Source organism: Streptococcus sp. HF-2466 (assembly GCF_015594645.1).
Lineage (GTDB): Bacteria > Bacillota > Bacilli > Lactobacillales > Streptococcaceae > Streptococcus > Streptococcus anginosus.
The window spans coordinates 89,625-113,300 of the sequence record NZ_JADNQU010000004.1; the positions used below are offsets into that span (position 1 = coordinate 89,625).

The following is a 23,676-nucleotide window of genomic DNA, read 5'->3' on the forward strand; positions in this document are numbered from 1 at the left end:
ACTATTTTTCACAATAGAGGTAAGAAAATGACGAAGAGAATTTTGTTAGTAGATGATGAAGTAGAGATTACCGAGATTAACAAGCGTTATTTAACACAGGCAGGTTATGAAGTCAATGTGGCGCATGATGGGCAGGAAGCTTTGGAGCTTTTTAAGAAATATCCGATTGATTTGATTGTCACCGACATTATGATGCCCAACATGGACGGGTATGATTTGATTGGCGAAGTGCAGTATCTTGCTCCGGAGCAACCTTTCCTTTTTATCACTGCTAAAACATCTGAACCGGATAAAATTTATTCCCTCAGTATGGGAGCGGATGATTTTATTACCAAACCTTTCAGTCCGCGGGAGTTGGTGTTGCGGGTGCATAATATCTTGCGGCGCATTCACCGCAGTGTGGGAGCAGATGAAAAACTCCAACTAGGGGATTTAGAGATAAATCATGCAACGCGCGAAGTGACAGTGCACGGACAATCGTTGATGATGACCATTAAATCTTTTGAGTTGCTATGGATTTTGGCCAGCAATCCTCAGCGGGTCTTTTCTAAGACAGAATTGTATGAGAAAGTCTGGCAAGAAGATTTTGTAGATGATACAAATACGTTGAATGTTCACATTCATGCCTTGCGGCAAGATTTAGCAAAATACAGTACAGAAAAAACACCCACGATTAAGACCGTCTGGGGCTTAGGGTATAAGATAGAGGTTTAAAATGAAATTAAAACACTTTATTATTGTAGGATACCTCATTTCCACAACGATCACGGTTGTTGCAATCATCTGGTCTGTCAACACCATGCTGATTTCAAAAAGTGATATTTATTTTATTATTGGTATTAGCATTCTGGCTAGTATTACAGGGGCATTGGTTAGCCTTTTGCTGTTGAGCCGTGTCTTTCTTTCTTTGGATAAATTAAAACAACTCATAAAAGGAATCTCTGACAAGAAGTTTGAAACGGTCAATACAATTAAAAACCCAACAGAATTTAAAGAATTAGCAGATGCTTTTAATGAAATGTCTACTGATTTGCAAAACACATTTGCCTCTTTAGAAGAAAGTGAAAAAGAAAAAGGCTTGATGATTGCTCAGCTCTCACACGATATTAAAACGCCTTTAACATCCATTCAGGCAACTGTCGAAGGAATGTTGGATGGTGTGATTGCGGCAGATGAGCAGCAGTATTATCTCAAAACCATCAGTCGGCAGACCGATCGGTTGAATAAGCTGGTCGAGGAGCTAAGTTTTATCACTCTGAATACGATGAATCAGCCAGATGTACCGCTTGAAAAAGAAGAGATTTTCCTTGATAAGCTCTTGATTGATATTATGTCGGAGTTCCAATTGGTGATTGATAAAGAAGACCGAGATATTCAGATTTCAGTGCAGCCAGAATCAGCAAAAATTATCAGCAACTATGATAAACTCTCACGGATTATTCTCAATCTTGTCAGCAATGCTTTTAAGTATTCAGAAGCAGGCACTAAGCTTACTATTGATGCGGCGGTTGACAATAAGCGCTTGACTTTAACGGTGGCAGATGAAGGTCAGGGCATTAAGTCAGAGGATTTGGAGAAAATATTTAAACGACTTTATCGGGTAGAATCTTCTCGCAATATGAAAACTGGCGGGCACGGTCTAGGGCTCTATATTGCACGTGAATTAGCACGCCAATTGGGTGGTGATATTTTCGTGCAAAGTGAGTATGGACAAGGTAGCAGTTTTTCGCTTGTATTAGATTTATAAAATGAAAGTGAGATAGACTAGAAAAATGAACATTTCCGGTTTATCTCACTCTTTGTTTTTATTAGTTTGTTTGCAGTCTTTGAAAAATCCGATATTTCCTACTGCATGGCATATGCTCCGAAGAACATCCAAAAGGCGGCGACGTATGTAGTGGATCACTTTGCAGATGCGGTGAAACATTTGGAGAAATTGTTGTATCAAAATATATAAGGGATTAAGAAATTTTTCTTAAGTCTTTTGCGTGCGGTCATTATCCTTAATCAGAAAATTTCTTTGGTTTCATGGTATAATAAGTCTATGGAAAATAAGAATAAATTACTATTGATTGACGGTTCGTCCGTCGCTTTTCGTGCTTTTTTTGCACTATACAATCAAATTGACCGATTCAAGAGTCCGTCTGGGCTTCACACCAATGCCATTTACGGCTTCCATCTTATGCTGAATCACTTGATAGAACGTGTACAGCCAACCCATATCTTGGTGGCATTTGATGCGGGAAAGACCACCTTTCGGACAGAGATGTATGCTGATTACAAGGGCGGTCGGGCTAAAACGCCAGAGGAATTTCGCGAACAGCTGCCTTTTATCCGAGAAATGCTAGATAAGCTAGGCATTCGCTATTATGATTTGGATCAGTATGAGGCAGATGACATTATCGGTACTTTGGATAAAATGGCTGAAAACACGGCTGTTCCCTACGATGTGACAATTGTGAGCGGCGACAAGGACTTAATCCAGCTGGCCGATGATAATACTATCGTGGAAATCTCTAAAAAAGGTGTGGCTGAGTTCGAGGAATTCACACCAGCTTATCTCATGGAAAAAATGGGAATTACACCCACACAATTTATTGACCTTAAGGCTCTTATGGGTGATTCTTCGGACAATATCCCTGGTGTGACGAAAATCGGCGAGAAAACGGGGCTCAAGCTCCTTTGGGAATACAGCTCTCTGGAAGGCATTTATGACAACATTGACCAAATGAAGCAGTCTAAGATGAAGGAAAATCTCATCAATGATAAAGAGATAGCTTTCTTGTCTAGAACACTTGTCACTATTGACACTCAAGCTCCGATTGAAATCGGTTTAGAAGATATTCTCTATCGAGGATCAGATATTAAACAACTAGGTAGATTCTATGATGAAATGGGCTTTAAACAATTTAAGCAAGCGCTGGAAGCGGAAGTAGAGCCAGAAGAGGCGGCTGACATTGCTTTTGAGGAAGTGACGGAAGTCCGTCCAGAAATGCTCAGTAAAGATGATTTTTTCTACTTTGAAATGTTGGGGGACAATTACCACATAGACGAGATGGTGGGCTTTGCGTGGGGAAATGCACAGCAGATTTATGCCAGTCAGGACATCAACCTCTTGCATCAACCAGCTTTCAAAGAATTTTTGGAAAACACAGCCCTCAAGGTTTATGATTTTAAACGCTCCAAGGTCTTGCTCAGTCGCTTAGGCATTGAGCTTTCGCGACCTGCATTTGATAGCCGTTTAGCTAAGTACCTTCTTTCAACCGTTGATAACAATGAAATCGCAACAATTGCTGGTCTTTATGGCAAGACCAAACTCGCCGAAGATGAGGCGGTTTATGGGAAAGGCGCTAAGCGGGCACTGCCTGAAAAAGCTATTTTATTGAGCCATTTAGCCAGAAAAGTCACAGTTCTCGTTGAAACGGAAAAGCCTATGACAGACTTGCTGCGCCAGCATGACCAGCTTAATCTGCTGTACGAAATGGAGCAACCTTTAGCCTTTGTACTAGCTAAAATGGAAATTGCTGGTATCAAGGTAAAGCGCGAAACATTGCAAACCATGCAGGCTGAAAATGAGGTGCTTCTTACCCAACTAACGCAGGACATCTATGAGCTTGCTGGCGAGGAGTTTAACATTAACTCACCTAAACAGTTGGGGGGCATTCTCTTCGAAAAATTAGGTTTGCCAACGTCTTTTACTAAGAAAACCAAAACGGGCTATTCTACGGCAGTAGATGTATTGGAACGTTTGGCACCAATCGCGCCAATTGTGGAAAAAATTCTGGACTATCGGCAAATTGCTAAGATTCAATCAACCTATGTCACGGGACTACAGGACTGGATTCTAGCAGACGGAAAGATTCACACTCGCTATCTTCAAGATTTGACTCAGACAGGACGCCTATCAAGTGTTGACCCTAATCTGCAAAATATCCCAATCCGCCTAGAGCAAGGTCGCTTGATTCGGAAAGCTTTTGTGCCAGAGTGGGAGAATAGTGTCTTACTTAGCTCTGATTATTCGCAAATTGAGCTGCGGGTTTTGGCGCATATTTCAGGTGATGAGCATCTGATTGAGGCATTCAGACATGGGGCAGATATTCACACTTCAACAGCCATGCGGGTTTTTAATATCGAAAGACCAGAAGATGTGACACCAAATGACCGCCGCAATGCCAAAGCTGTCAACTTTGGTGTTGTTTACGGAATTTCTGACTTTGGACTTGCCAACAATCTGGGGATTAGCCGTAAGGAAGCGAAGTCCTATATTGATACTTATTTTGAGCGCTATCCTGGAATTAAGAATTATATGGAAAATGTGGTACGAGAGGCTCGAGATAAAGGCTATGTAGAAACTCTCTTTCACCGTCGTCGGGAGATCCCGGATATTAATTCTCGTAACTTCAATGTCCGAGGATTTGCAGAACGGACAGCTATCAACTCACCGATTCAAGGATCGGCTGCAGATATTCTCAAAATTGCAATGATTCGACTGGACCAAGCTCTGATAGATGGGAATTTTAAAACCAGAATGTTGCTGCAAGTTCATGATGAAATTGTGCTAGAAGTGCCCGAAAACGAACTGACCGCTATCAAAGCGCTGGTCAAAGACATCATGGAATCTGCCATTGAACTTTCTGTTCCCTTGAAAGCGGACGAAAGTGCGGGTAAGACCTGGTATGAAGCAAAGTAAAAACAAGGTGCTAAGTTCATAAGGACAACGAGAGGTTCTTGTGTCGTTCGGCTTCTTAATGGTTATAACTGTGTTTCGGATTCAAAAGGATCAGCATGACTCACAATACATAAAAATTACGGAGAAAATTTTATGACCTATCATTTCAAAAATCCCAGCGATGGAATTGTCAAACATTATTTAGAAAACAGCAAGGTGATTGCAGTTGTTGGTTTGTCAGATCGCGAAGAGGCAACCAGCCACCGTGTATCCAAGGAGATGCAAGAACGGGGCTATCGGATTATTCCGGTCAATCCGCGAGCAGCCGGCGGTCAGATTTTAGGAGAAACCGTCTATGCCAGTCTCAAGGACATTCCTTTTTCGGTGGATATTGTTGATGTCTACCGTCGCAGTGAGTTTTTGCCAGATGTGGCGCGTGATTTTCTGCAAGTGAATGCTAAGATTTTCTGGGCACAATTGGGCTTGGAAAATGAAGAAGCCGAGCAAATCCTTCGTGCAGTTGGGCACGATGATATTGTCATGAACCGCTGTATCAAGCAGGAGCATACCCGTCTGATTTTAGGAGGGTAAATGCCAACGTTGGTGATATCAGAGGTAATTCTGGTTCAGGAAAAACGAGTCTGGCAAAGAAATTGCAAGAGTATTATGGACGAAGGACACTTGTCATTTCTCAAGATGTCGTTTGCCGTGACATGCTAAAAGAAAAAGTCGGGCCGGACAATTTGTCAATCTCTTTGACGGCAACCATTGCCCGTTATGGCTATGAGCGAGATTTGTTGGTTATCGTTGAAGGATTTTATGAAACAGACATTTACAGGCAAATGCTAGAAGAACTGCGTGACCTCTTTTATCCAAAAGTTCTGTCTTACTATTATGATTTGACTTTTGAAGAAGCGGTTCGCCGCCATCAAACAAGGAGCAAGAAAGTAGATTTCAGTCCAGCTGACATGAAACGTTGGTGGAAAGAATGTGATTTCTTAGGTTGGGAAGTAGCAACTTTTACAGATCAAGATTCGCTGAAAGATGCCTTTCAAGAAATTTCTAAAAAAATCAATTTGTTCTAAAAAATTAAGTTTGGTTTAAGCTAACTTGGTTATACTATATTTATCAAATGAAGACCTCCTAACTTTGTTTGATAGAAATCCTAAACTTTTTCATAATAATCTCCCTAATAAAGTCACCCAATTGGTGGCTTTTTTGTGTAGAGTTTATGATACTGCGCGTTAGTTGAGTGATTGTGCGAGATAAAAATAGAGTGAACTTAAAAGACCTGAACAACTGTCCAAGTCTTTGTGAGGTTAATTTTATTTTTCAGAGTTAGAAAAATTAAGAAAAAATCGGAATTTGTTCTTTTTCCTTTCTGACAGCTTCATAGAAAAGAGTCTGAGCTGTATAAACGTAGGGATAAACATAAATAGAAGCAATTCCAAAAGTAAGGGCACTTAGCAAGTACCAACCGATAAAGGTTAAATCAAGAACAAATCTCTTTCCCTTGTAACCTTTCATCATCTGACGACTCGCACGGATTACTTTAAAGGCGCCATCGTAGCTATTGTTTTCCAAGCTGTCAAAGAGGATAAATTCCACTTGAGAATAGGCATAGTACTGAGGGAGTGCAATCAGAACGCCTATAATCATCAAGAGAAAACCGATAAGAATGTAGAGCAATAAAGTTCCAATAGTTGTTTGAAGCGCAACGTTTTGTGAGATATCTTGAGAATTGGGGAGGAGTTTAATGATACTAAAACTAGCAAGAATCATCATGCCGCTCCCAATCCAGACGAAAATATTCCACAGAAATAGCAATACGCGTTTGAGCAAAAGCGTCATGAAAACAGGACCGATTATTTTACTGTCAAAAGTCCGAATGGAATCTGAAAAATGCACCTCTTGTCGTTTTCCACGAATGACTTCCAGTAAGGTCCAAAAGGCAGCAGTTAAAAAGAAAGATACGATAAAACTAATCGCTACTGGGAACAATGAGCGATTGATCCCGTGGACAACCGTATTTTGGATGCCATATTGTAAGATATTATTGGACAAGGTGTCTGAAGAATAATTGTAAACAACGGAAACAATCGCAGTCACAATTGGCACTAAAAAGAGTGCGTAGATTCCCTTGGTTTGGCGTTGGATACGACGAGCTTCTGCTCGCAATTCACTTAAGTTCATATTTGCCTCCTATATTGAAAAATATTATACCATATTCTTCTAAGAGAAAGAAAAGTTTTTATCTACTTTATCTTTCTTCCTTTTTTTGATAAAATCATACAGGATGTTGTGAGTCAAATGAACTCACACACTGTAAAATGAAGGTCTGGGACTGTTTTTCCCAGTATCGGAGGTAAAAATGTCAGATTCACCGATTCAATATCGTTTGATTAAAAAAGAGAAGCACACAGGTGCTCGTTTGGGAGAAATTATCACGCCGCATGGCACTTTTCCAACTCCCATGTTTATGCCCGTGGGAACTCAGGCAACTGTAAAAACGCAGTCGCCAGAAGAGCTCAAAGAAATGGGTTCAGGGATTATTTTATCCAATACCTACCATCTCTGGTTGCGGCCGGGTGATGAGCTGATTGCGCGTGCTGGTGGACTTCATAAATTTATGAACTGGGATCAGGCTATTCTGACAGACAGCGGTGGTTTTCAAGTTTATTCCTTGGCAGACAGCCGTAACATCACCGAAGAAGGGGTGACCTTCAAGAATCACCTGAACGGCGCAAAAATGTTTCTCTCCCCAGAAAAGGCCATTTCTATTCAAAACAATCTAGGCAGTGACATCATGATGTCCTTTGATGAATGCCCGCAGTTCTATCAACCGTACGATTATGTCAAGAAATCCATTGAGCGGACCAGCCGCTGGGCAGAGCGTGGACTCAAAGCGCATCGCCGTCCGCATGACCAGGGTCTCTTTGGGATTGTGCAGGGTGCTGGTTTTGAAGATTTGCGCCGCCAGTCAGCCCATGATTTGGTTAGTATGGATTTTCCAGGATATTCTATTGGTGGTTTAGCTGTAGGTGAATCTCATGAAGAGATGAATGCAGTATTGGACTTTACAACACAGATGTTACCTGAAAACAAGCCCCGCTACCTCATGGGAGTGGGAGCGCCAGACAGTCTGATTGACGGGGTAATACGTGGTGTGGATATGTTTGACTGCGTGCTGCCGACACGAATTGCCAGAAATGGTACCTGCATGACCAGTGAGGGACGTTTGGTCGTGAAAAATGCTCAATTTGCAGAGGATTTCACACCGCTCGATCATAACTGTGATTGCTACACCTGTAAAAACTATACGCGTGCTTATCTTCGTCATTTACTTAAGGCTGATGAAACCTTTGGACTCCGTCTAACCAGCTATCATAATCTCTATTTCCTCATCAATCTGATGAAAAATGTCCGCCAAGCCATTCTAGATGACAATTTGCTTGAATTTCGTGAAGATTTCATCGAGCGCTATGGTTACAATCATTCAAAGAGGAATTTCTAGATGAATCACGGTGAGAAGTCGTTAGTAGAAGTAGTCAAGAATTATTTGCTGGATGGGAAAAAACATACGCTTGCGATTTACGGACACGGTGCTTCTGGAAAATCTACTTTTGCCAAACGTTTAGTAGAAAGTCTGGGGCGAGAGCGAGTTAATCTGCTTGTGGCTGATCCTTATATAATAGACGGGGAATATCGTGACTTGCTGGCGGTTAAAGAATTTCCTGAGCAAAAAGTGACAGCCTGTCTTCCAGTGGCTCATGAATTGAAGAGCTTGGAACGTGATATAAGAGCTTTGCAATCTGGCTGCGATATAGTGACGATTGACTAGCCTTGGGCACCAAGTCAGCGACTTTCAGCGGAAAAACCAATTCTAATTGTGGAAGGCATGTCAGTTGCTTTTCTGCCGAAAGAATTGTTTGATTTGTCCATTTGTTTTTACACCGATACAGCGACGGAATTAGAGCGCCGCTTGGCTCGAGATACAGCCGTTCGAGGTCGCGATGTGCACTGGATTCGGCAAGCGCACACCAGCCGCTGCCAGCAATATGAACACTACTATAAAATGTATCAGGAAGAGGCTGATTTTCTCATCAGCCAGACTGAAGAGGGCTTTGGAATAGATAAAATAAGCAATGGACTTGGAAAATAAAATTCCAGGTTTTTTGTTTTTTTAGCTTATTTTTTGGTAAAATAGAATAAAATAGATTTTATAGCAACGTTGCTAAATGCAGCAATTAACAGAATTTTTGTCTTGCTTGACTCAGCAGTGATGTAGGCTTGCGGGAGTTGGTCGGTCTGTATCAGTAGTGAAAAGGATTTAGGAGAAATATGCGTATCAAATGGTTTTCAATGGTTCGAGTGACAGGCTTATTGCTGGTTCTCTTGTATCACTTTTTTCAAAAATTATTTCCTGGGGGATTTCTCGGTGTTGATGTCTTTTTCACCTTTTCAGGTTTTCTGATTACAGCGCTCTTGATTGATGAGTTTTCTCAGAGTAAAAAAATAGAGCTTCTAGCCTTCTTTCGACGGCGTTTTTATCGGATTGTTCCCCCTGTCATCGTCATGGTATTGGTGGTCATGCCCTTTACCTTTTTGATTCGGCGGGATTTTGTAGCCGGTATTGGAACGCAGATTGCAGCAGTCATGGGCTTTGTGACTAACTTTTACGAAATGATGACGGGTGGAAGCTACGAGGCTCAGTTTATTCCACATTTATTTGTCCATAACTGGAGTCTGGCTGTAGAGGTTCATTATTATCTACTTTGGGGACTGGCTGTCTGGTTCCTAGCCAAATATTGCAAAACAGCCGGTCAGCTGAGGGGCAGTATCTTTTTGCTGTCTTCGTTTGGTTTGCTTATCAGCTTTCTCAGTATGTTTATTGGCAGCCTTTTAGGACTCAGTTTTTCGGGGCTTTATTTCTCGACCTGGACTCACATTTATCCTTTCTTTGTCGGCAGTATCCTAGCGACCTTGACCGGTATCAAACAGATGACAGGCCTGTTAAAGAAAATAATTCGCTCCTGGTCTTTGCGAGAGGCTTGTCTGGTCTTTGCGGCGGGAGCGGGTCTCTTAGGCGTGATGATGCTTTGGATCAAGTTTGATTCGCTTTTTACCTATTTGCTTGGTTTTCTTTTGGCTAGTTTGTCAGCAGCGGCTATGATATTGGCTACACGGGTCTTGCATGAGAAGACTCTCGACCTAAAAGAACCGCTAGTTTTGACAGTGATTGCTGATACGAGTTATGGAGTCTATCTTTTCCATTGGCCTTTCTACACGATTTTTTCACAGTTGATGGGCAATCTGCCTGCGGTGATTTTAACAAGTCTTCTTTCTCTTGCTTTTGCTGGACTGTCCTTTTATGTTATTGAGCCAATCATTGCTGGGAAATCCCCTGCTTTTCTCGGTTGGGACTTGCATTTTACGCAGTTGAAAAAGGTCTTGGCAATGAGTTTCGTAGGTTTGCTTCTTATCAGCCTGCTGGCTATCGGACTTGCTCCGAAGATTGGGGCGTTTGAGACAGATATGCTAGTCAATGGTCTTCATCAGGCTGACACCAAGCTAAATCGGACTAAAAATCTTGCAGAAAAAGGAGAAGCTAGTAGTTACAATATTGCAGATGGTGTGACGATTATTGGTGACTCCGTTACCTTACGGGCTAGTACTCCGCTGAAGGAAGTCCTGCCGGATGCACAAGTCGATGCTCAAGGCAGTCGCAATACAGCTCAGGCTCGCGAAATTATGAGCAATAATGCCGCAGCTGGCGGCTTGCTCAAGACCGTCGTGGTAGCAACCGGTGTTAATATTGTCTTTAACTACGAAGAAGAACTGAATGAGTTGGTCAAGACCCTACCGAAGGGACATCGGCTTATTCTGGTAACTCCTTACGATGGTAATTCAGACAAATATGACAATCCTGTCGCCGAAAAACATGCGCAATATGCCAGAGAGTTAGCCAAGAAATATGCTTACGTCACTATTGCCGATTGGAACACTACTGCTAAGCAGCACCCAGAAATCTGGGTAGGTAGTGATCATATCCACTTTGGAGAAGATGCCGACACAATTGCTGCAGGTGGTCGACTCTATGCGCAGGAAATTCAAAAGGCTGTCACAAAAGCAGCAGATGGGCCTGTAAAGCACAAGTAAATTCTTAGTGCATGGGGAAGTGCAAGTTTGTATTGATTATTCGATTTATCCTAGTAGTTAAAAATCTGTGCAAGCCCTTCAACTAAGCATGTAGGAAACAAACTGACTTTAAGCGTGGAAGGGGTAGTTTGTCTTCTTACCAGGCAATTCTACTTATTCATATTAAAGAAAAAATGATTTGTAAATGTCAAGCCTCATTTTAAATGAGACTTGATTTTTTTGTGTTGGTACTCACGACTAATAAAGATTTCTATATTTAATCTCTTGCTTTTTCAGAAGATAGTAAAAGCTCAATAAGAAAGGGGAACGCTTTCAAATAAAAAAACTAAAAAACTTGCTCAAATCCCTTGCAATCAGTAAGGCTTTGTGTTATTCTATTATGGTGCTGTGAAAAACAGTCTGTAGCTTTGATGCAAGAGGTTGCGACACGCTCGGTTGCATTGCCACGCAATGGCGTCTCGGTTTTCTTGTGGAGCTAGCCTATTATCTTAAATAGACGAAAAGGAGAAAAAGATGGCAAACAAAAAAATCCGTATCCGTTTGAAAGCATACGAACATCGTACACTTGATACAGCGGCTGCAAAAATCGTAGAAACTGCTACTCGTACAGGTGCAGAAGTTGCAGGACCAATCCCACTTCCAACTGAACGTAGCCTCTACACAATCATTCGTGCGACTCACAAATACAAAGATTCTCGCGAACAATTTGAAATGCGTACACACAAACGTTTGATTGATATCATCAACCCAACTCAAAAAACAGTTGATGCTTTGATGAAGTTGGATCTTCCAAGTGGTGTGAACGTAGAAATCAAACTATAATCAGATGCAAGGTAAAAGTATTCGGGCTTAACTGAATACGGGCTAAGAGCTCTGCAAAAAAGATGAACTTCCTAGTGTTCGTCGAACACTGCGTCAGTTTCCTATTTTTGCCAGGCTCTCTTAACGCCCTTAATATCTTAATCTTGAGCATAAAAAACGCTCGTTAAAAACTTTTTGAAAAAATATAGAAAAGGAAACATTTTCTCATGACAAAAGGAATCTTAGGGAAAAAAGTGGGAATGACTCAAATCTTCACTGAAGCTGGCGAATTGATCCCTGTAACTGTTGTTGAAGCAACACCAAACGTGGTTCTTCAAGTAAAAACAGTTGAAACAGATGGTTACAACGCTGTTCAAGTTGGTTTTGACGACCTTCGTGATGTATTGAGTAACAAACCTGCTAAAGGACATGTAGCGAAAGCTAACACGGCTCCTAAGCGCTTCATTCGTGAATTCAAAAACATTGAAGGCTTAGAGGTCGGTGCAGAAATCACAGTGGATACATTCGAAGCTGGCGATGTTGTTGATGTAACAGGAACTTCAAAAGGTAAAGGTTTCCAAGGTGTTATCAAACGCCACGGTCAATCACGTGGTCCAATGGCTCACGGTTCTCGTTATCACCGTCGTCCTGGTTCTATGGGACCAGTTGCGCCTAACCGTGTTTTCAAAAACAAACACTTGGCAGGACGCATGGGTGGCAACCGTGTAACGATTCAAAACCTTGAAATCGCACAAGTTGTTCCAGAGAAAAACGTTATCCTCATCAAAGGTAACGTGCCTGGTGCTAAGAAATCTCTTATCACTATCAAGTCAGCAGTTAAAGCTGGTAAATAATAAAGAAAGGGGAAATCAGTCACAATGGCAAACGTAAAATTATTTGACCAAACTGGTAAAGAAGCTGGTGAAGTAGTTCTTAACGATGCAGTATTTGGTATTGAGCCAAATGAATCAGTTGTCTTTGACGTTGTTATCAGTCAACGTGCAAGCCTTCGTCAAGGAACTCACGCTGTTAAAAACCGCTCTGCAGTATCAGGTGGCGGACGCAAACCATGGCGTCAAAAAGGAACTGGACGTGCGCGTCAAGGTTCTATTCGCTCTCCACAATGGCGTGGTGGTGGTACCGTATTTGGTCCAACTCCTCGTTCATACGCCTACAAACTTCCACAAAAAGTTCGTAGATTGGCACTTAAATCAGTTTATTCTGAAAAAGTTGCTGAGGACAAATTCGTAGCTGTAGACAGCCTTTCATTTACAGCTCCAAAGACTGCTGAGTTTGCAAAAGCACTTGCTGCGCTTAGCCTTGATACAAAAGTACTTGTAATTCTCGAAGAAGGAAACGAATTTGCTGCACTTTCAGCTCGTAACCTTCCAAATGTGAAAGTTGCAACAGCAACAACTGCAAGTGTTCTTGATATCGTAAATAGCGACAAACTTCTTGTTACTAAAGAAGCTATCTCTACAATCGAGGAGGTTCTTGCATAATGAATTTGTATGACGTAATCAAAAAGCCTATCATCACAGAAAGCACAATGGCTCTTCTTGAAGAAGGCAAATACGTATTTGAAGTGGACACTCGTGCTCATAAACTTTTGATCAAACAAGCAGTTGAAGCTGCTTTTGACGGAGTGAAAGTTGCAAATGTGAACACAATCAATGTAAAACCAAAAGCAAAACGTGTAGGGCGTTATACTGGTTTTACAAACAAAACTAAAAAAGCTATCATCACTCTTACAGCTGATTCTAAAGCAATCGAGTTGTTCGGTGCTGAAGCAGAATAATCTAAGGAGGAAATATCGTGGGAATCAGAGTTTATAAACCAACTACAAATGGTCGCCGTAATATGACTTCTTTGGATTTCGCTGAAATCACAACGAGCACTCCAGAAAAAACTTTGCTTGTTTCTTTGAACAACAAAGCTGGTCGTAACAACAACGGTCGTATCACGGTTCGTCACCAAGGTGGTGGACACAAACGCCATTACCGTTTGATTGACTTCAAACGTAACAAAGACGGTGTTGAAGCAGTTGTTAAAACAATTGAATACGATCCAAATCGTTCGGCAAACATCGCTCTTGTACATTACACTGACGGTGTGAAAGCTTACATCATCGCTCCTAAAGGTCTTGAAGTTGGTCAACGCATCGTTTCTGGACCAGAAGCGGATATTAAAGTCGGAAATGCTCTTCCACTTGCTAATATCCCAGTTGGTACATTGATTCATAATATTGAATTGAAACCAGGACATGGTGGTGAATTGGTACGTGCTGCTGGAGCTTCTGCCCAAGTATTGGGACAAGAAGGTAAATATGTTCTTGTTCGTTTGCAATCAGGCGAAGTTCGCATGATTCTTGGAACTTGCCGTGCAACTGTCGGTGTTGTTGGAAATGAACAACATGGATTGGTTAACCTTGGTAAGGCTGGACGCAGCCGCTGGAAAGGCATCCGCCCAACAGTCCGCGGTTCTGTAATGAACCCGAACGATCACCCACACGGTGGTGGTGAAGGTAAAGCACCAGTTGGTCGTAAAGCACCATCTACTCCATGGGGCAAACCTGCTCTTGGACTTAAAACTCGTAACAAGAAAGCGAAATCCGACAAACTTATTATTCGTCGTCGCAACGAGAAATAGGCGGCTGAGCAGAAGTTTGGCGGTTTAGCTACCAAACTTTATTGCGAAACCTTGGCAAAGTTGATTAGATGTGTAGCAAGGCTGGTAGCTATAGCTAACTAGCAATCAACCACTGCCCCTCGTGAGTTGTTACATACTTATAATTAGCGAGCTAACTCGCAAAATTCCGCCAGCTCGGTAGCGCTGATTGTCAGTGCAAGCCGTTGTGGTACATATTTTAAAGGAGAAAACATAAAAATGGGACGCAGTCTTAAAAAAGGACCTTTCGTCGATGAGCATTTGATGAAAAAAGTTGAAGCTCAAGCCAACGACGAAAAGAAAAAAGTCATCAAAACTTGGTCACGTCGCTCTACGATTTTCCCAAGTTTCATCGGATATACAATTGCAGTTTATGATGGACGTAAACATGTTCCTGTTTACATCCAAGAAGACATGGTAGGGCACAAACTTGGTGAATTTGCACCAACTCGTACTTACAAAGGTCACGCTGCTGACGACAAGAAAACACGTAGATAAGAGAGGAGAAAAACATGGCAGAAATTACTTCAGCTAAAGCAATGGCTCGTACAGTGCGCGTTTCACCTCGTAAATCTCGTCTAGTTCTTGACAATATCCGCGGGAAAGACGTCGCTGACGCAATCGCAATCTTGAAATTCACACCAAACAAAGCTGCTGGCATTATCGAAAAAGTGTTGAACTCAGCAATCGCTAATGCAGAAAACAACTTTGGTTTGGAAAAAGCAAACTTGGTAGTATCTGAAGCTTACGCAAACGAAGGGCCAACAATGAAACGTTTCCGTCCACGCGCAAAAGGTTCAGCTTCACCAATCAACAAACGCACTAGCCACATCACAGTGGTCGTTGCAGAAAAATAAGGAGGTAAAATCGTGGGTCAAAAAGTACATCCAATAGGTATGCGTGTCGGTATCATCCGTGACTGGGATGCCAAATGGTATGCTGAAAAAGAATACGCGGATTACCTTCATGAAGATCTTGCAATCCGTAAATTCGTTCAAAAAGAATTAGCTGACGCAGCTGTTTCAACTATTGAAATCGAACGCGCAGTAAATAAAGTAAACGTTTCTCTTCACACTGCTAAACCAGGTATGGTTATCGGTAAAGGTGGAGCAAACGTTGATGCACTTCGTGCAAAACTTAACAAATTGACTGGTAAACAAGTCCACATTAACATCATTGAAATCAAATCACCAGATTTGGATGCTCATCTTGTTGGTGAAGGAATTGCTCGCCAATTAGAACAACGTGTTGCTTTCCGTCGTGCTCAAAAACAAGCAATCCAACGTACCATGCGTGCGGGAGCTAAAGGAATTAAAACTCAAGTATCTGGCCGCTTGAACGGTGCTGATATCGCTCGTAGTGAAGGGTATTCTGAAGGAACTGTTCCGCTTCATACGCTTCGTGCAGATATTGATTACGCTTGGGAAGAAGCAGATACTACTTACGGTAAACTTGGTGTTAAAGTCTGGATTTACCGCGGAGAAGTTCTTCCAGCTCGTAAAAACACTAAAGGAGGTAAATAACCAATGTTAGTACCTAAACGTGTTAAACACCGTCGCGAATTTCGTGGTAAAATGCGCGGTGAAGCTAAAGGTGGTAAGGAAGTGGCATTTGGAGAATATGGTCTTCAAGCAACTACTAGCCATTGGATCACAAACCGCCAAATCGAAGCTGCCCGTATCGCTATGACGCGTTACATGAAACGTGGTGGTAAAGTTTGGATTAAAATCTTCCCACACAAATCATACACTGCCAAAGCTATCGGGGTTCGTATGGGATCTGGGAAAGGTGCTCCAGAAGGTTGGGTTGCACCAGTTAAACGTGGTAAAGTGATGTTTGAAATCGCTGGTGTGCCTGAGGAAGTTGCTCGCGAAGCGCTTCGTCTTGCAAGCCACAAATTACCAGTTAAAACAAAATTCGTGAAACGTGAAGCAGAATAAGGAGAAGACATGAAACTTAATGAAGTAAAAGAATTTGTTAAAGAACTTCGTGGTCTTTCTCAAGAAGAACTCGCGAAGCGTGAAAGAGAATTGAAGAAAGAATTGTTTGATCTTCGTTTCCAAGCAGCAACAGGTCAATTAGAACAAACCGCACGCTTGAAAGAAGTGAAAAAGCAAATCGCTCGTATCAAAACTGTTCAATCAGAAATGAAATAATAGACTTGGGAAAGGAGAAATTCTAAAATGGAACGTAATCAACGTAAAACGCTTGTTGGACGCGTCGTTTCTGACAAGATGGATAAAACAATCACAGTTGTAGTTGAAACAAAACGTAACCACCCAGTCTATGGTAAGCGTATTAACTACTCTAAAAAATACAAAGCGCATGATGAAAATAACATCGCTAAGGAAGGCGATATTGTTCGTATCATGGAAACTCGTCCACTTTCAGCTACAAAACGCTTCCGTCTTGTAGAAGTTGTAGAAGAAGCAGTTATCATCTAATCAAACCAGAAAGGAGAAAACTTAAATGATTCAAACAGAAACTCGTTTGAAAGTTGCTGACAACAGCGGTGCCCGCGAAATCTTGACAATCAAAGTTCTTGGTGGTTCAAAGCGTAAATTCGCTGGCATTGGCGATGTCATCGTTGCATCTGTAAAACAAGCTACTCCTGGTGGTGCGGTTAAAAAAGGTGACGTTGTAAAAGCGGTTATCGTTCGTACTAAATCAGGTGCTCGTCGCAAAGATGGTTCATACATTAAATTTGACGAAAATGCTGCAGTGATTATCCGTGATGATAAAACACCTCGCGGGACACGTATCTTTGGTCCAGTTGCACGCGAATTGCGTGAAGGTGGATTCATGAAGATCGTCTCACTTGCTCCAGAAGTACTTTAATCAAAAACAAACTAAGTCCCCTATCTTTGATAGATAGGGTGCCCGTCAGGGCGTAAGAAATCAAAGGAGAAACCAATGTTTGTAAAAACTGGCGACAAAGTTCGCGTGATTGCTGGTAAAGACAAAGGTGTTGAAGCCAAAGTCGTTGCCGCACTTCCAAAAGTAAATAAAGTTGTTGTTGAAGGTGTGAACATCATCAAGAAACACCAAAAACCGAATAACGAAAATCCTCAAGGTGCTATCGTGGAAAAAGAAGCACCAATCCATGTGTCTAATGTTCAAGTGTTGGACAAAAATGGTGTTGCAGGACGTGTTGGCTACAAGTTTGTAGACGGCAAAAAAGTTCGTTACAATAAAAAATCAGGCGAAGTGCTTGACTAATCACGAAGGAAAGGAGAAGTATAATGGCTAATCGTTTAAAAGAAAAATATCTTAATGAAGTAGTTCCTGCTTTGACTGAAAAGTTTAACTACTCATCTGTTATGGCTGTGCCAAAAGTGGATAAAATCGTTTTGAACATGGGTGTTGGAGATGCTGTATCAAATGCTAAAAATCTTGAAAAAGCTGCTGAAGAGCTTGCTCTTATCTCAGGTCAAAAACCACTTATCACTAAAGCTAAAAAATCTATCGCCGGCTTCCGTCTTCGTGAAGGTGTAGCGATTGGTGCTAAGGTAACTCTTCGCGGCGAACGCATGTATGAATTCTTGGATAAATTGGTTACTGTATCACTTCCACGTGTCCGTGACTTCCACGGTGTTCCAACAAAATCATTTGATGGACGCGGAAACTACACACTTGGTGTGAAAGAACAATTGATTTTCCCAGAAATCAACTTTGATGATGTTGACAAGACTCGTGGTCTTGACATTGTTATTGTAACAACTGCTAACACGGATGAAGAATCACGTGAATTGCTTACAGGCCTTGGAATGCCTTTTGCAAAATAATCTAGGAGGTAAATAAATTGGCTAAAAAATCAATGATTGCTAAGAACAAACGCCCTGCGAAGTTCTCTACGCAGGCTTACACTCGTTGCGAACGTTGTGGTCGTCCACATTCAGTTTACCGCAAGTTTAAACTTTGCCGTGTTTGCTTCCGCGAGTTAGCATACAAAGGACAAATTCCAGGCGTTACCAAAGCTTCTTGGTAATTATAGCTTCCATTTTCGCCGTGAGTCGTCGTTATTCGCTCTTGCCTAACCCAAGTTATGCTTGCGAGCGAATGCCTAGGCTCACTTAGAAAATGAAATTTATAAATAAAATAATATTCTGAGCCTAGCTCAATCATTAACTAGCAAGTGAATTATCAAACTACTAGTAAGAGGAGAAAAACAAAATGGTTATGACTGACCCAATTGCAGACTTTTTGACACGTATTCGTAATGCGAATCAAGCAAAACATGAAGTGCTAGAAGTACCTGCATCAAATATCAAAAAAGGGATTGCTGAAATCCTTAAACGCGAAGGTTTTGTGAAGAACGTCGAGTACATTGAAGATGACAAACAAGGTGTTATTCGTGTATTCCTTAAATACGGTCAAAACGGTGAAAAAGTTATCACTGGTTTGAAACGTGTTTCAACACCAGGACTTCGTGTTTACAAAAAATGTGAAGATCTTCCAAAAGTCTTGAATGGACTTGGAATTGCGATTATCTCAACATCTGAAGGCTTGTTGACTGACAAAGAAGCACGTCAAAAGAATGTTGGTGGGGAAGTAATCGCCTACGTTTGGTAATTGCATGATACAAAGAGCGTGACGGACAAAGTGAAAATAGAAAATCTAGCGATGAATGCCCGCATTCAAGATAGATTTATCTTTTTCACACAGGCCGTAGCTCGTGTTCAGATTAGCAAAACTGATTTGAATGATATATTTGAATAAAACGTTAGAACTATCATACAAACTGCTATGATAGTTCCCCCGTGAAAACTGGCCGTCCTCGGACGACTTGACAATTTAACAGGAGAAAAAATAACATGTCACGTATTGGTAATAAAGTTATCGTATTGCCTGCTGGTGTCGAATTGACAAACAAAGACAATGTCGTAACTGTAAAAGGACCTAAAGGAGAACTCACTCGTACGTTCTCTAAAGATATTGATATTCGTGTGGAAGGAACTGAAGTAACTCTTCACCGTCCAAACGATACAAAAGAAATGAAAACAATCCACGGAACAACTCGTGCTCTTTTGAACAACATGGTTCATGGTGTATCAGAAGGATTCAAGAAAGAACTTGAAATGCGTGGGGTTGGATACCGTGCTCAACTTCAAGGAAAAAAATTGGTACTTTCAGTTGGTAAATCTCATCCAGATGAAGTGGAAGCTCCTAAAGGTATTACTTTTGAACTTCCAAATCCAACGACTATTGTTGTGAACGGAATCTCAAAAGAAGTAGTTGGACAAACTGCTGCTTATATCCGTAGCTTGCGTGCTCCTGAACCATATAAAGGGAAAGGTATCCGCTACGTTGGTGAATTCGTCCGCCGTAAAGAAGGTAAAACTGGTAAATAATATTATAAGGTTGTTTTTTAACCAAAATATTTATTTCCAACTTTGTGCTTAGGCACGCAATAAAATTAAGAGGTGAAAATTGTGATTTCGAAACCAGATAAAAATAAAGTCCGCCAAAAACGCCACCGTCGCGTTCGCGGAAAACTCTCTGGAACTGCTGATCGCCCACGTTTGAACGTATTCCGTTCTAATACAGGCATCTACGCTCAAGTAATTGATGACGTAGCGGGTGTAACGCTCGCAAGCGCTTCAACTCTTGACAAAGAAGTTTCAAAAGGAACAAAAACTGAACAAGCCGTTGTTGTCGGCAAACTTGTTGCTGAACGTGCAGTTGCTAAAGGTATTACTGAAGTGGTGTTTGACCGCGGTGGATATCTATATCACGGACGTGTAAAAGCTTTGGCTGATGCAGCTCGTGAAAACGGATTGAAATTCTAATAGGGAGGACACTAAAAAATGGCATTTAAAGACAATGCAGTTGAACTTGAAGAACGCGTAGTTGCGATTAACCGTGTTACAAAAGTTGTTAAAGGTGGACGTCGTCTTCGTTTTGCAGCTCTTGTAGTTGTTGGTGACCGTAATGGTCGTGTTGGCTTTGGTACTGGTAAAGCTCAAGAAGTACCAGAAGCAATTCGCAAAGCCGTTGAAGATGCAAAGAAAAACCTAATTGAGGTACCAATGGTTGGCACAACAATTCCTCACGAAGTAACATCTGAATTTGGTGGAGCTCGTGTCTTGTTGAAACCAGCTGTAGAAGGTGCTGGAGTAGCTGCTGGTGGTGCTGTTCGTGCCGTCATTGAATTGGCAGGTGTAGCAGATGTAACATCTAAATCACTTGGTTCTAACACTCCAATCAACATCGTTCGTGCAACTATTGAAGGTTTGAAACAATTAAAACGCGCTGAAGAAGTTGCTGCCCTTCGTGGTATTTCAGTTTCTGACTTAGCATAAGAAAGGAGATTCACATGGCTCAAATTAAAATTACTTTGACAAAGTCTCCAATCGGACGCATTCCGTCACAACGTAAAACTGTTGTAGCACTTGGACTTGGCAAATTAAATAGCTCAGTTATCAAAAAAGATAATGCTGCTGTTCGTGGTATGATTACAGCAGTATCACACTTGGTAACTGTTGAAGAAGTTAAGTAAGTAATCATTTTGCTAACAAAACTTTAAATTGAAATAAACTAGGGGATGAGAGGATTTTCTCAGCCCCTTAAACTAAATATATGTATAGGCGAGTTTATCCTGAGGACACCTTTTTCTCAGTATAAGCGCTAGCATTTTACAAAAGAGGAGAAAAAATATAATGAAACTTCATGAATTACAACCTGCTACAGGTTCTCGTAAAGTCCGTAACCGTGTTGGTCGTGGTACTTCATCTGGTAATGGTAAAACAGCTGGACGTGGTCAAAAAGGTCAAAAAGCTCGTAGTGGTGGTAAAGTTCGTCTTGGTTTTGAAGGTGGACAAACACCATTGTTCCGTCGCATGCCAAAACGTGGTTTCTTGAACATCAATCGTAAAGAATATGCAATTGTAAATCTTGATCAATTGAATGTTTTTGAAGACGGGGCAGAAGTAACTCCAGTTGTCCTTATCGAAGCAGGGATTGTAAAAGCTGAAAAATCTGGTGTTAAGATTCTTGGTAACGGCGAATTGACAAAGAAATTGACTGTGAAAGCAGCTAAATTCTCTAAATCAGCCGAAGAAGCTATCACTGCTAAAGGTGGTTCAGTGGAAGTCATCTAAGCGAGGTGACCTATGTTTTTTAAACTATTAAAAGATGCATTAAAAATCAAACAGGTTCGTTCAAAAATTCTCTTTACAATTTTTATTGTATTAGTATTTCGAATTGGTACGACGATTACTGTTCCAGGTGTTAATGCAAAAAGCTTGGAAGCTCTTAACGGGCTTTCATTTCTAAACATGCTCAGCCTTGTGTCAGGTAATGCTTTGCGAAATTTCTCAGTATTTGCATTGGGAGTTAGTCCGTATATTACCGCCTCTATTGTTGTTCAATTGCTACAAATGGATATTTTACCTAAGTTTGTAGAATGGGGCAAGCAAGGTGAAGTTGGACGAAGAAAGTTAAATCAAGCAACGCGCTATATTGCCTTAGTCTTGGCTTTTGTTCAATCTATCGGTATTACAGCAGGTTTCCATACCTTGTCTAGTGCTAAGTTGGTGGCAACGCCTAACTGGCAAACTTATTTGCTGATTGGTTTCCTTTTGACAACAGGTTCTATGATTGTGACTTGGTTAGGGGAACAAATCACAGATAAAGGCTATGGTAATGGTGTTTCTATGATTATCTTTGCAGGTATCGTAGCAGCAATTCCAGGAATGATTAAGAGTATATATGTAGACTACTTTGTCAATGTACCAAGCAGCCGTATTACTTCATCTATCATTTTTGTGACTATTTTGATTATAGCTGTTTTACTCATTGTTTACTTTACAACCTTCGTTCAACAAGCAGAATATAAAATTCCAATCCAGTATACCAAGATAGCTCAAGGGGCACCTTCTAGCTCTTACCTTCCTTTGAAAGTCAACCCAGCAGGTGTTATTCCTGTTATCTTTGCAAGTTCAATTACTGCCGCACCCGCAGCTATTTTCCAATTCTTGACAGCTACAGGTCATAATGCACAGTGGGTTCGAGTGGCCCAGTCCTTGTTTGCAACAACAACCGCAAGCGGAATTGTGATGTACGCACTCTTGATTATTTTGTTTACATTTTTCTATACATTTGTACAAATCAATCCAGAGAAAACTGCGGAAAATTTGCAAAAGAGCGGTGCCTATATTCATGGTGTCCGTCCGGGTAAAGGTACAGAAGAATACATGTCCAAGCTGCTTCGTCGCTTGGCAACAGTTGGTTCACTTTTCTTAGGCTTTATTTCGATTTTACCGATTTTAGCAAAAGATTTGTTTGGATTGACAGATGCTGTTGCTTTGGGTGGTACTAGTTTGCTGATTATTATTGCAACTGGTATTGAAGGAATGAAACAGCTTGAAGGTTACCTTCTGAAGAGAAAATATACTGGCTTTATGAATACAACAGAATAGAAACAGAGTAAAGAAAGATATTCTATACTTTCAAAAGCAATTTGCGTTAAAGTACGAACGCAGTGGTTGATGATGAAAATGAGTTTTTGTTTTCATCCTGAATTATGTTGCGGGGTGGGAGAGCAAATCGAAAATCATAGATTTTCTGAAGTCTGTCCCACTCTTTCTATTTTGTTTTTAAACAAGTTTATTAAGAATTTGTAATAGATTTATTTAAAAACAAAAAAGGAGAAGGATCATGAATCTTTTGATTATGGGCTTGCCAGGTGCAGGCAAGGGTACTCAAGCAGCCAAAATCGTTGAGGAATTTGGTGTTGCGCATATCTCAACAGGGGATATGTTCCGTGCAGCTATGGCAAACCAAACTGAAATGGGGGTACTTGCAAAATCATATATTGACAAAGGTGAATTAGTGCCAGATGAAGTGACTAATGGAATTGTCAAAGAACGTTTAGCACAAGATGATATTAAAGAAAAAGGCTTTTTATTAGATGGCTACCCACGCACCATTGATCAAGCTCATGCACTGGATCAGATACTTGCTGAACTTGGGCTTACTTTAGACGGGGTTGTTAATATCGAAGTGGATCCTAACAGCTTGCTAGAGCGCTTGAGCGGACGGATTATTCACAAAAAAACGGGAGAAACCTTCCATAAAGTCTTCAATCCACCAGCAGATTATAATGAAGAGGATTATTATCAACGTGAGGATGACAAGCCAGAAACTGTGAAACGTCGTTTGGATGTCAATATTGCTCAAGGAGCACCAATTATTGAGCACTATCGTTCTCAAAGCTTGGTTTATGATATTCAAGGAAATCAAGAGATTGATGATGTATTTAAAGATATTGAAAAAATCTTGTTGAAGTTAAAATAAAAGCGTTTTTTACACTTGCAATATTTGACAAGTAGTGATACAATGAATTAGTCTGACTTATAATTGTTACCTCTGTGCTCAGA

Annotated in this window: 31 protein-coding genes and 1 pseudogene; 31 read left to right on the forward strand and 1 reads right to left on the reverse strand. The window is 41.0% G+C overall.

Going from position 1 to position 23,676, the window contains the following annotated elements:
* The first annotated feature begins 27 nt into the window (after nt 1-27).
* The 5 genes from IYQ91_RS05065 to IYQ91_RS05085 all read left to right on the forward strand — a co-directional run bounded on the left by IYQ91_RS05065 (nt 28) and on the right by IYQ91_RS05085 (nt 5,754).
* A complete protein-coding gene (locus tag IYQ91_RS05065) occupies nt 28-714 on the forward strand; it encodes a response regulator transcription factor (protein WP_070242118.1) in 687 nt (228 codons plus the stop codon).
* Nucleotide 715: 1 nt separating this feature from the next.
* Entirely contained in the window at nt 716-1,747 is a 1,032-nt protein-coding gene (locus IYQ91_RS05070) for a sensor histidine kinase (protein WP_003026574.1), read from the forward strand.
* A gap of 297 nt (nt 1,748-2,044) precedes the next feature.
* Nucleotides 2,045-4,690 (forward strand): DNA polymerase I, encoded by a 2,646-nt coding sequence (gene polA, locus IYQ91_RS05075; protein WP_195673266.1) that lies wholly within the window; start codon nt 2,045-2,047, stop codon nt 4,688-4,690.
* Between the two features lie 132 nt (nt 4,691-4,822).
* A complete protein-coding gene (locus IYQ91_RS05080; protein WP_021002175.1) occupies nt 4,823-5,260 on the forward strand; it encodes a CoA-binding protein in 438 nt (145 codons plus the stop codon).
* A gap of 17 nt (nt 5,261-5,277) precedes the next feature.
* Entirely contained in the window at nt 5,278-5,754 is a 477-nt protein-coding gene (locus IYQ91_RS05085) for a kinase (RefSeq protein WP_041784063.1), read from the forward strand.
* A gap of 262 nt (nt 5,755-6,016) precedes the next feature.
* Here the strand turns inward: IYQ91_RS05085 and IYQ91_RS05090 are convergent, their stop codons facing one another.
* A complete protein-coding gene (locus tag IYQ91_RS05090; RefSeq protein ID WP_003026565.1) occupies nt 6,017-6,862 on the reverse strand; it encodes a DUF975 family protein in 846 nt (281 codons plus the stop codon).
* Between the two features lie 178 nt (nt 6,863-7,040).
* Here IYQ91_RS05090 and tgt point away from each other — a divergent pair, with 178 nt between their 5' ends.
* The 26 genes and pseudogenes from tgt to IYQ91_RS05220 all read left to right on the forward strand — a co-directional run bounded on the left by tgt (nt 7,041) and on the right by IYQ91_RS05220 (nt 23,593).
* Nucleotides 7,041-8,183, forward strand: coding sequence for a tRNA guanosine(34) transglycosylase Tgt (gene tgt / locus IYQ91_RS05095; RefSeq protein WP_049507796.1), 1,143 nt, complete (start codon nt 7,041-7,043; stop codon nt 8,181-8,183).
* Nucleotides 8,184-8,831, forward strand: a pseudogene (locus tag IYQ91_RS05100) (uridine kinase family protein).
* A 179-nt stretch (nt 8,832-9,010) separates the two neighbouring features.
* On the forward strand, nt 9,011-10,828 hold the full coding sequence (locus IYQ91_RS05105) for an acyltransferase family protein (RefSeq protein ID WP_195673267.1): 1,818 nt from the start codon (nt 9,011-9,013) through the stop codon (nt 10,826-10,828).
* Nucleotides 10,829-11,341: 513 nt separating this feature from the next.
* Nucleotides 11,342-11,650 (forward strand): 30S ribosomal protein S10, encoded by a 309-nt coding sequence (rpsJ, locus tag IYQ91_RS05110; protein WP_002894478.1) that lies wholly within the window; start codon nt 11,342-11,344, stop codon nt 11,648-11,650.
* A 206-nt stretch (nt 11,651-11,856) separates the two neighbouring features.
* Complete coding sequence (rplC, locus tag IYQ91_RS05115) at nt 11,857-12,483, forward strand: 50S ribosomal protein L3 (RefSeq protein WP_003026558.1); 627 nt, start codon at nt 11,857-11,859, stop codon at nt 12,481-12,483.
* 24 nt (nt 12,484-12,507) lie between these two features.
* The gene (rplD, locus tag IYQ91_RS05120; RefSeq protein ID WP_195673268.1) at nt 12,508-13,131 is read left to right on the forward strand and encodes a 50S ribosomal protein L4; all 624 of its coding nucleotides are present in this window, start codon (nt 12,508-12,510) and stop codon (nt 13,129-13,131) included.
* Nucleotides 13,131-13,427 carry a 50S ribosomal protein L23 gene (locus tag IYQ91_RS05125; RefSeq protein WP_003026555.1) on the forward strand — a complete coding sequence of 99 codons (297 nt, stop codon included), beginning with the start codon at nt 13,131-13,133 and terminating at the stop codon, nt 13,425-13,427. The genes rplD and IYQ91_RS05125 overlap by 1 nt, the downstream gene beginning before the upstream one ends.
* A 17-nt stretch (nt 13,428-13,444) precedes the next feature.
* Nucleotides 13,445-14,278 (forward strand): 50S ribosomal protein L2, encoded by an 834-nt coding sequence (rplB, locus tag IYQ91_RS05130; protein WP_003026553.1) that lies wholly within the window; start codon nt 13,445-13,447, stop codon nt 14,276-14,278.
* Nucleotides 14,279-14,515: 237 nt separating this feature from the next.
* Complete coding sequence (gene rpsS, locus IYQ91_RS05135) at nt 14,516-14,794, forward strand: 30S ribosomal protein S19 (RefSeq protein WP_000533765.1); 279 nt, start codon at nt 14,516-14,518, stop codon at nt 14,792-14,794.
* Nucleotides 14,795-14,808: 14 nt separating this feature from the next.
* Nucleotides 14,809-15,153 carry a 50S ribosomal protein L22 gene (gene rplV, locus IYQ91_RS05140; RefSeq protein WP_003026550.1) on the forward strand — a complete coding sequence of 115 codons (345 nt, stop codon included), beginning with the start codon at nt 14,809-14,811 and terminating at the stop codon, nt 15,151-15,153.
* A 12-nt stretch (nt 15,154-15,165) separates the two neighbouring features.
* A complete protein-coding gene (gene rpsC, locus IYQ91_RS05145; protein WP_021002172.1) occupies nt 15,166-15,819 on the forward strand; it encodes a 30S ribosomal protein S3 in 654 nt (217 codons plus the stop codon).
* Between the two features lie 3 nt (nt 15,820-15,822).
* On the forward strand, nt 15,823-16,236 hold the full coding sequence (gene rplP, locus IYQ91_RS05150; protein WP_003029477.1) for a 50S ribosomal protein L16: 414 nt from the start codon (nt 15,823-15,825) through the stop codon (nt 16,234-16,236).
* A gap of 9 nt (nt 16,237-16,245) precedes the next feature.
* A complete protein-coding gene (gene rpmC / locus IYQ91_RS05155; protein ID WP_003029476.1) occupies nt 16,246-16,452 on the forward strand; it encodes a 50S ribosomal protein L29 in 207 nt (68 codons plus the stop codon).
* A 27-nt stretch (nt 16,453-16,479) separates the two neighbouring features.
* Entirely contained in the window at nt 16,480-16,740 is a 261-nt protein-coding gene (rpsQ, locus tag IYQ91_RS05160) for a 30S ribosomal protein S17 (RefSeq protein WP_003026542.1), read from the forward strand.
* Between the two features lie 25 nt (nt 16,741-16,765).
* The gene (rplN, locus tag IYQ91_RS05165; RefSeq protein ID WP_195673269.1) at nt 16,766-17,134 is read left to right on the forward strand and encodes a 50S ribosomal protein L14; all 369 of its coding nucleotides are present in this window, start codon (nt 16,766-16,768) and stop codon (nt 17,132-17,134) included.
* Between the two features lie 75 nt (nt 17,135-17,209).
* A complete protein-coding gene (gene rplX / locus IYQ91_RS05170) occupies nt 17,210-17,515 on the forward strand; it encodes a 50S ribosomal protein L24 (RefSeq protein WP_003026539.1) in 306 nt (101 codons plus the stop codon).
* Between the two features lie 23 nt (nt 17,516-17,538).
* A complete protein-coding gene (gene rplE, locus IYQ91_RS05175) occupies nt 17,539-18,081 on the forward strand; it encodes a 50S ribosomal protein L5 (protein ID WP_003026536.1) in 543 nt (180 codons plus the stop codon).
* Between the two features lie 17 nt (nt 18,082-18,098).
* Complete coding sequence (locus IYQ91_RS05180) at nt 18,099-18,284, forward strand: type Z 30S ribosomal protein S14 (protein WP_001085699.1); 186 nt, start codon at nt 18,099-18,101, stop codon at nt 18,282-18,284.
* 185 nt (nt 18,285-18,469) lie between these two features.
* Nucleotides 18,470-18,868: a 30S ribosomal protein S8 gene (rpsH, locus tag IYQ91_RS05185; protein WP_003026535.1), complete on the forward strand. Its 399-nt coding sequence runs from the start codon at nt 18,470-18,472 to the stop codon at nt 18,866-18,868.
* Between the two features lie 242 nt (nt 18,869-19,110).
* On the forward strand, nt 19,111-19,647 hold the full coding sequence (gene rplF / locus IYQ91_RS05190) for a 50S ribosomal protein L6 (RefSeq protein ID WP_126467823.1): 537 nt from the start codon (nt 19,111-19,113) through the stop codon (nt 19,645-19,647).
* 81 nt (nt 19,648-19,728) lie between these two features.
* Nucleotides 19,729-20,085, forward strand: coding sequence for a 50S ribosomal protein L18 (gene rplR / locus IYQ91_RS05195; protein WP_003026531.1), 357 nt, complete (start codon nt 19,729-19,731; stop codon nt 20,083-20,085).
* A gap of 18 nt (nt 20,086-20,103) precedes the next feature.
* The gene (gene rpsE, locus IYQ91_RS05200) at nt 20,104-20,598 is read left to right on the forward strand and encodes a 30S ribosomal protein S5 (RefSeq protein ID WP_003026530.1); all 495 of its coding nucleotides are present in this window, start codon (nt 20,104-20,106) and stop codon (nt 20,596-20,598) included.
* A gap of 14 nt (nt 20,599-20,612) precedes the next feature.
* Entirely contained in the window at nt 20,613-20,795 is a 183-nt protein-coding gene (gene rpmD / locus IYQ91_RS05205; protein ID WP_195673270.1) for a 50S ribosomal protein L30, read from the forward strand.
* A 160-nt stretch (nt 20,796-20,955) separates the two neighbouring features.
* The gene (rplO, locus tag IYQ91_RS05210; RefSeq protein ID WP_003026525.1) at nt 20,956-21,396 is read left to right on the forward strand and encodes a 50S ribosomal protein L15; all 441 of its coding nucleotides are present in this window, start codon (nt 20,956-20,958) and stop codon (nt 21,394-21,396) included.
* Between the two features lie 12 nt (nt 21,397-21,408).
* A complete protein-coding gene (gene secY / locus IYQ91_RS05215) occupies nt 21,409-22,716 on the forward strand; it encodes a preprotein translocase subunit SecY (RefSeq protein ID WP_003026523.1) in 1,308 nt (435 codons plus the stop codon).
* 238 nt (nt 22,717-22,954) lie between these two features.
* Nucleotides 22,955-23,593: an adenylate kinase gene (locus IYQ91_RS05220; RefSeq protein ID WP_195673271.1), complete on the forward strand. Its 639-nt coding sequence runs from the start codon at nt 22,955-22,957 to the stop codon at nt 23,591-23,593.
* The last annotated feature ends 83 nt before the right edge of the window (nt 23,594-23,676 follow it).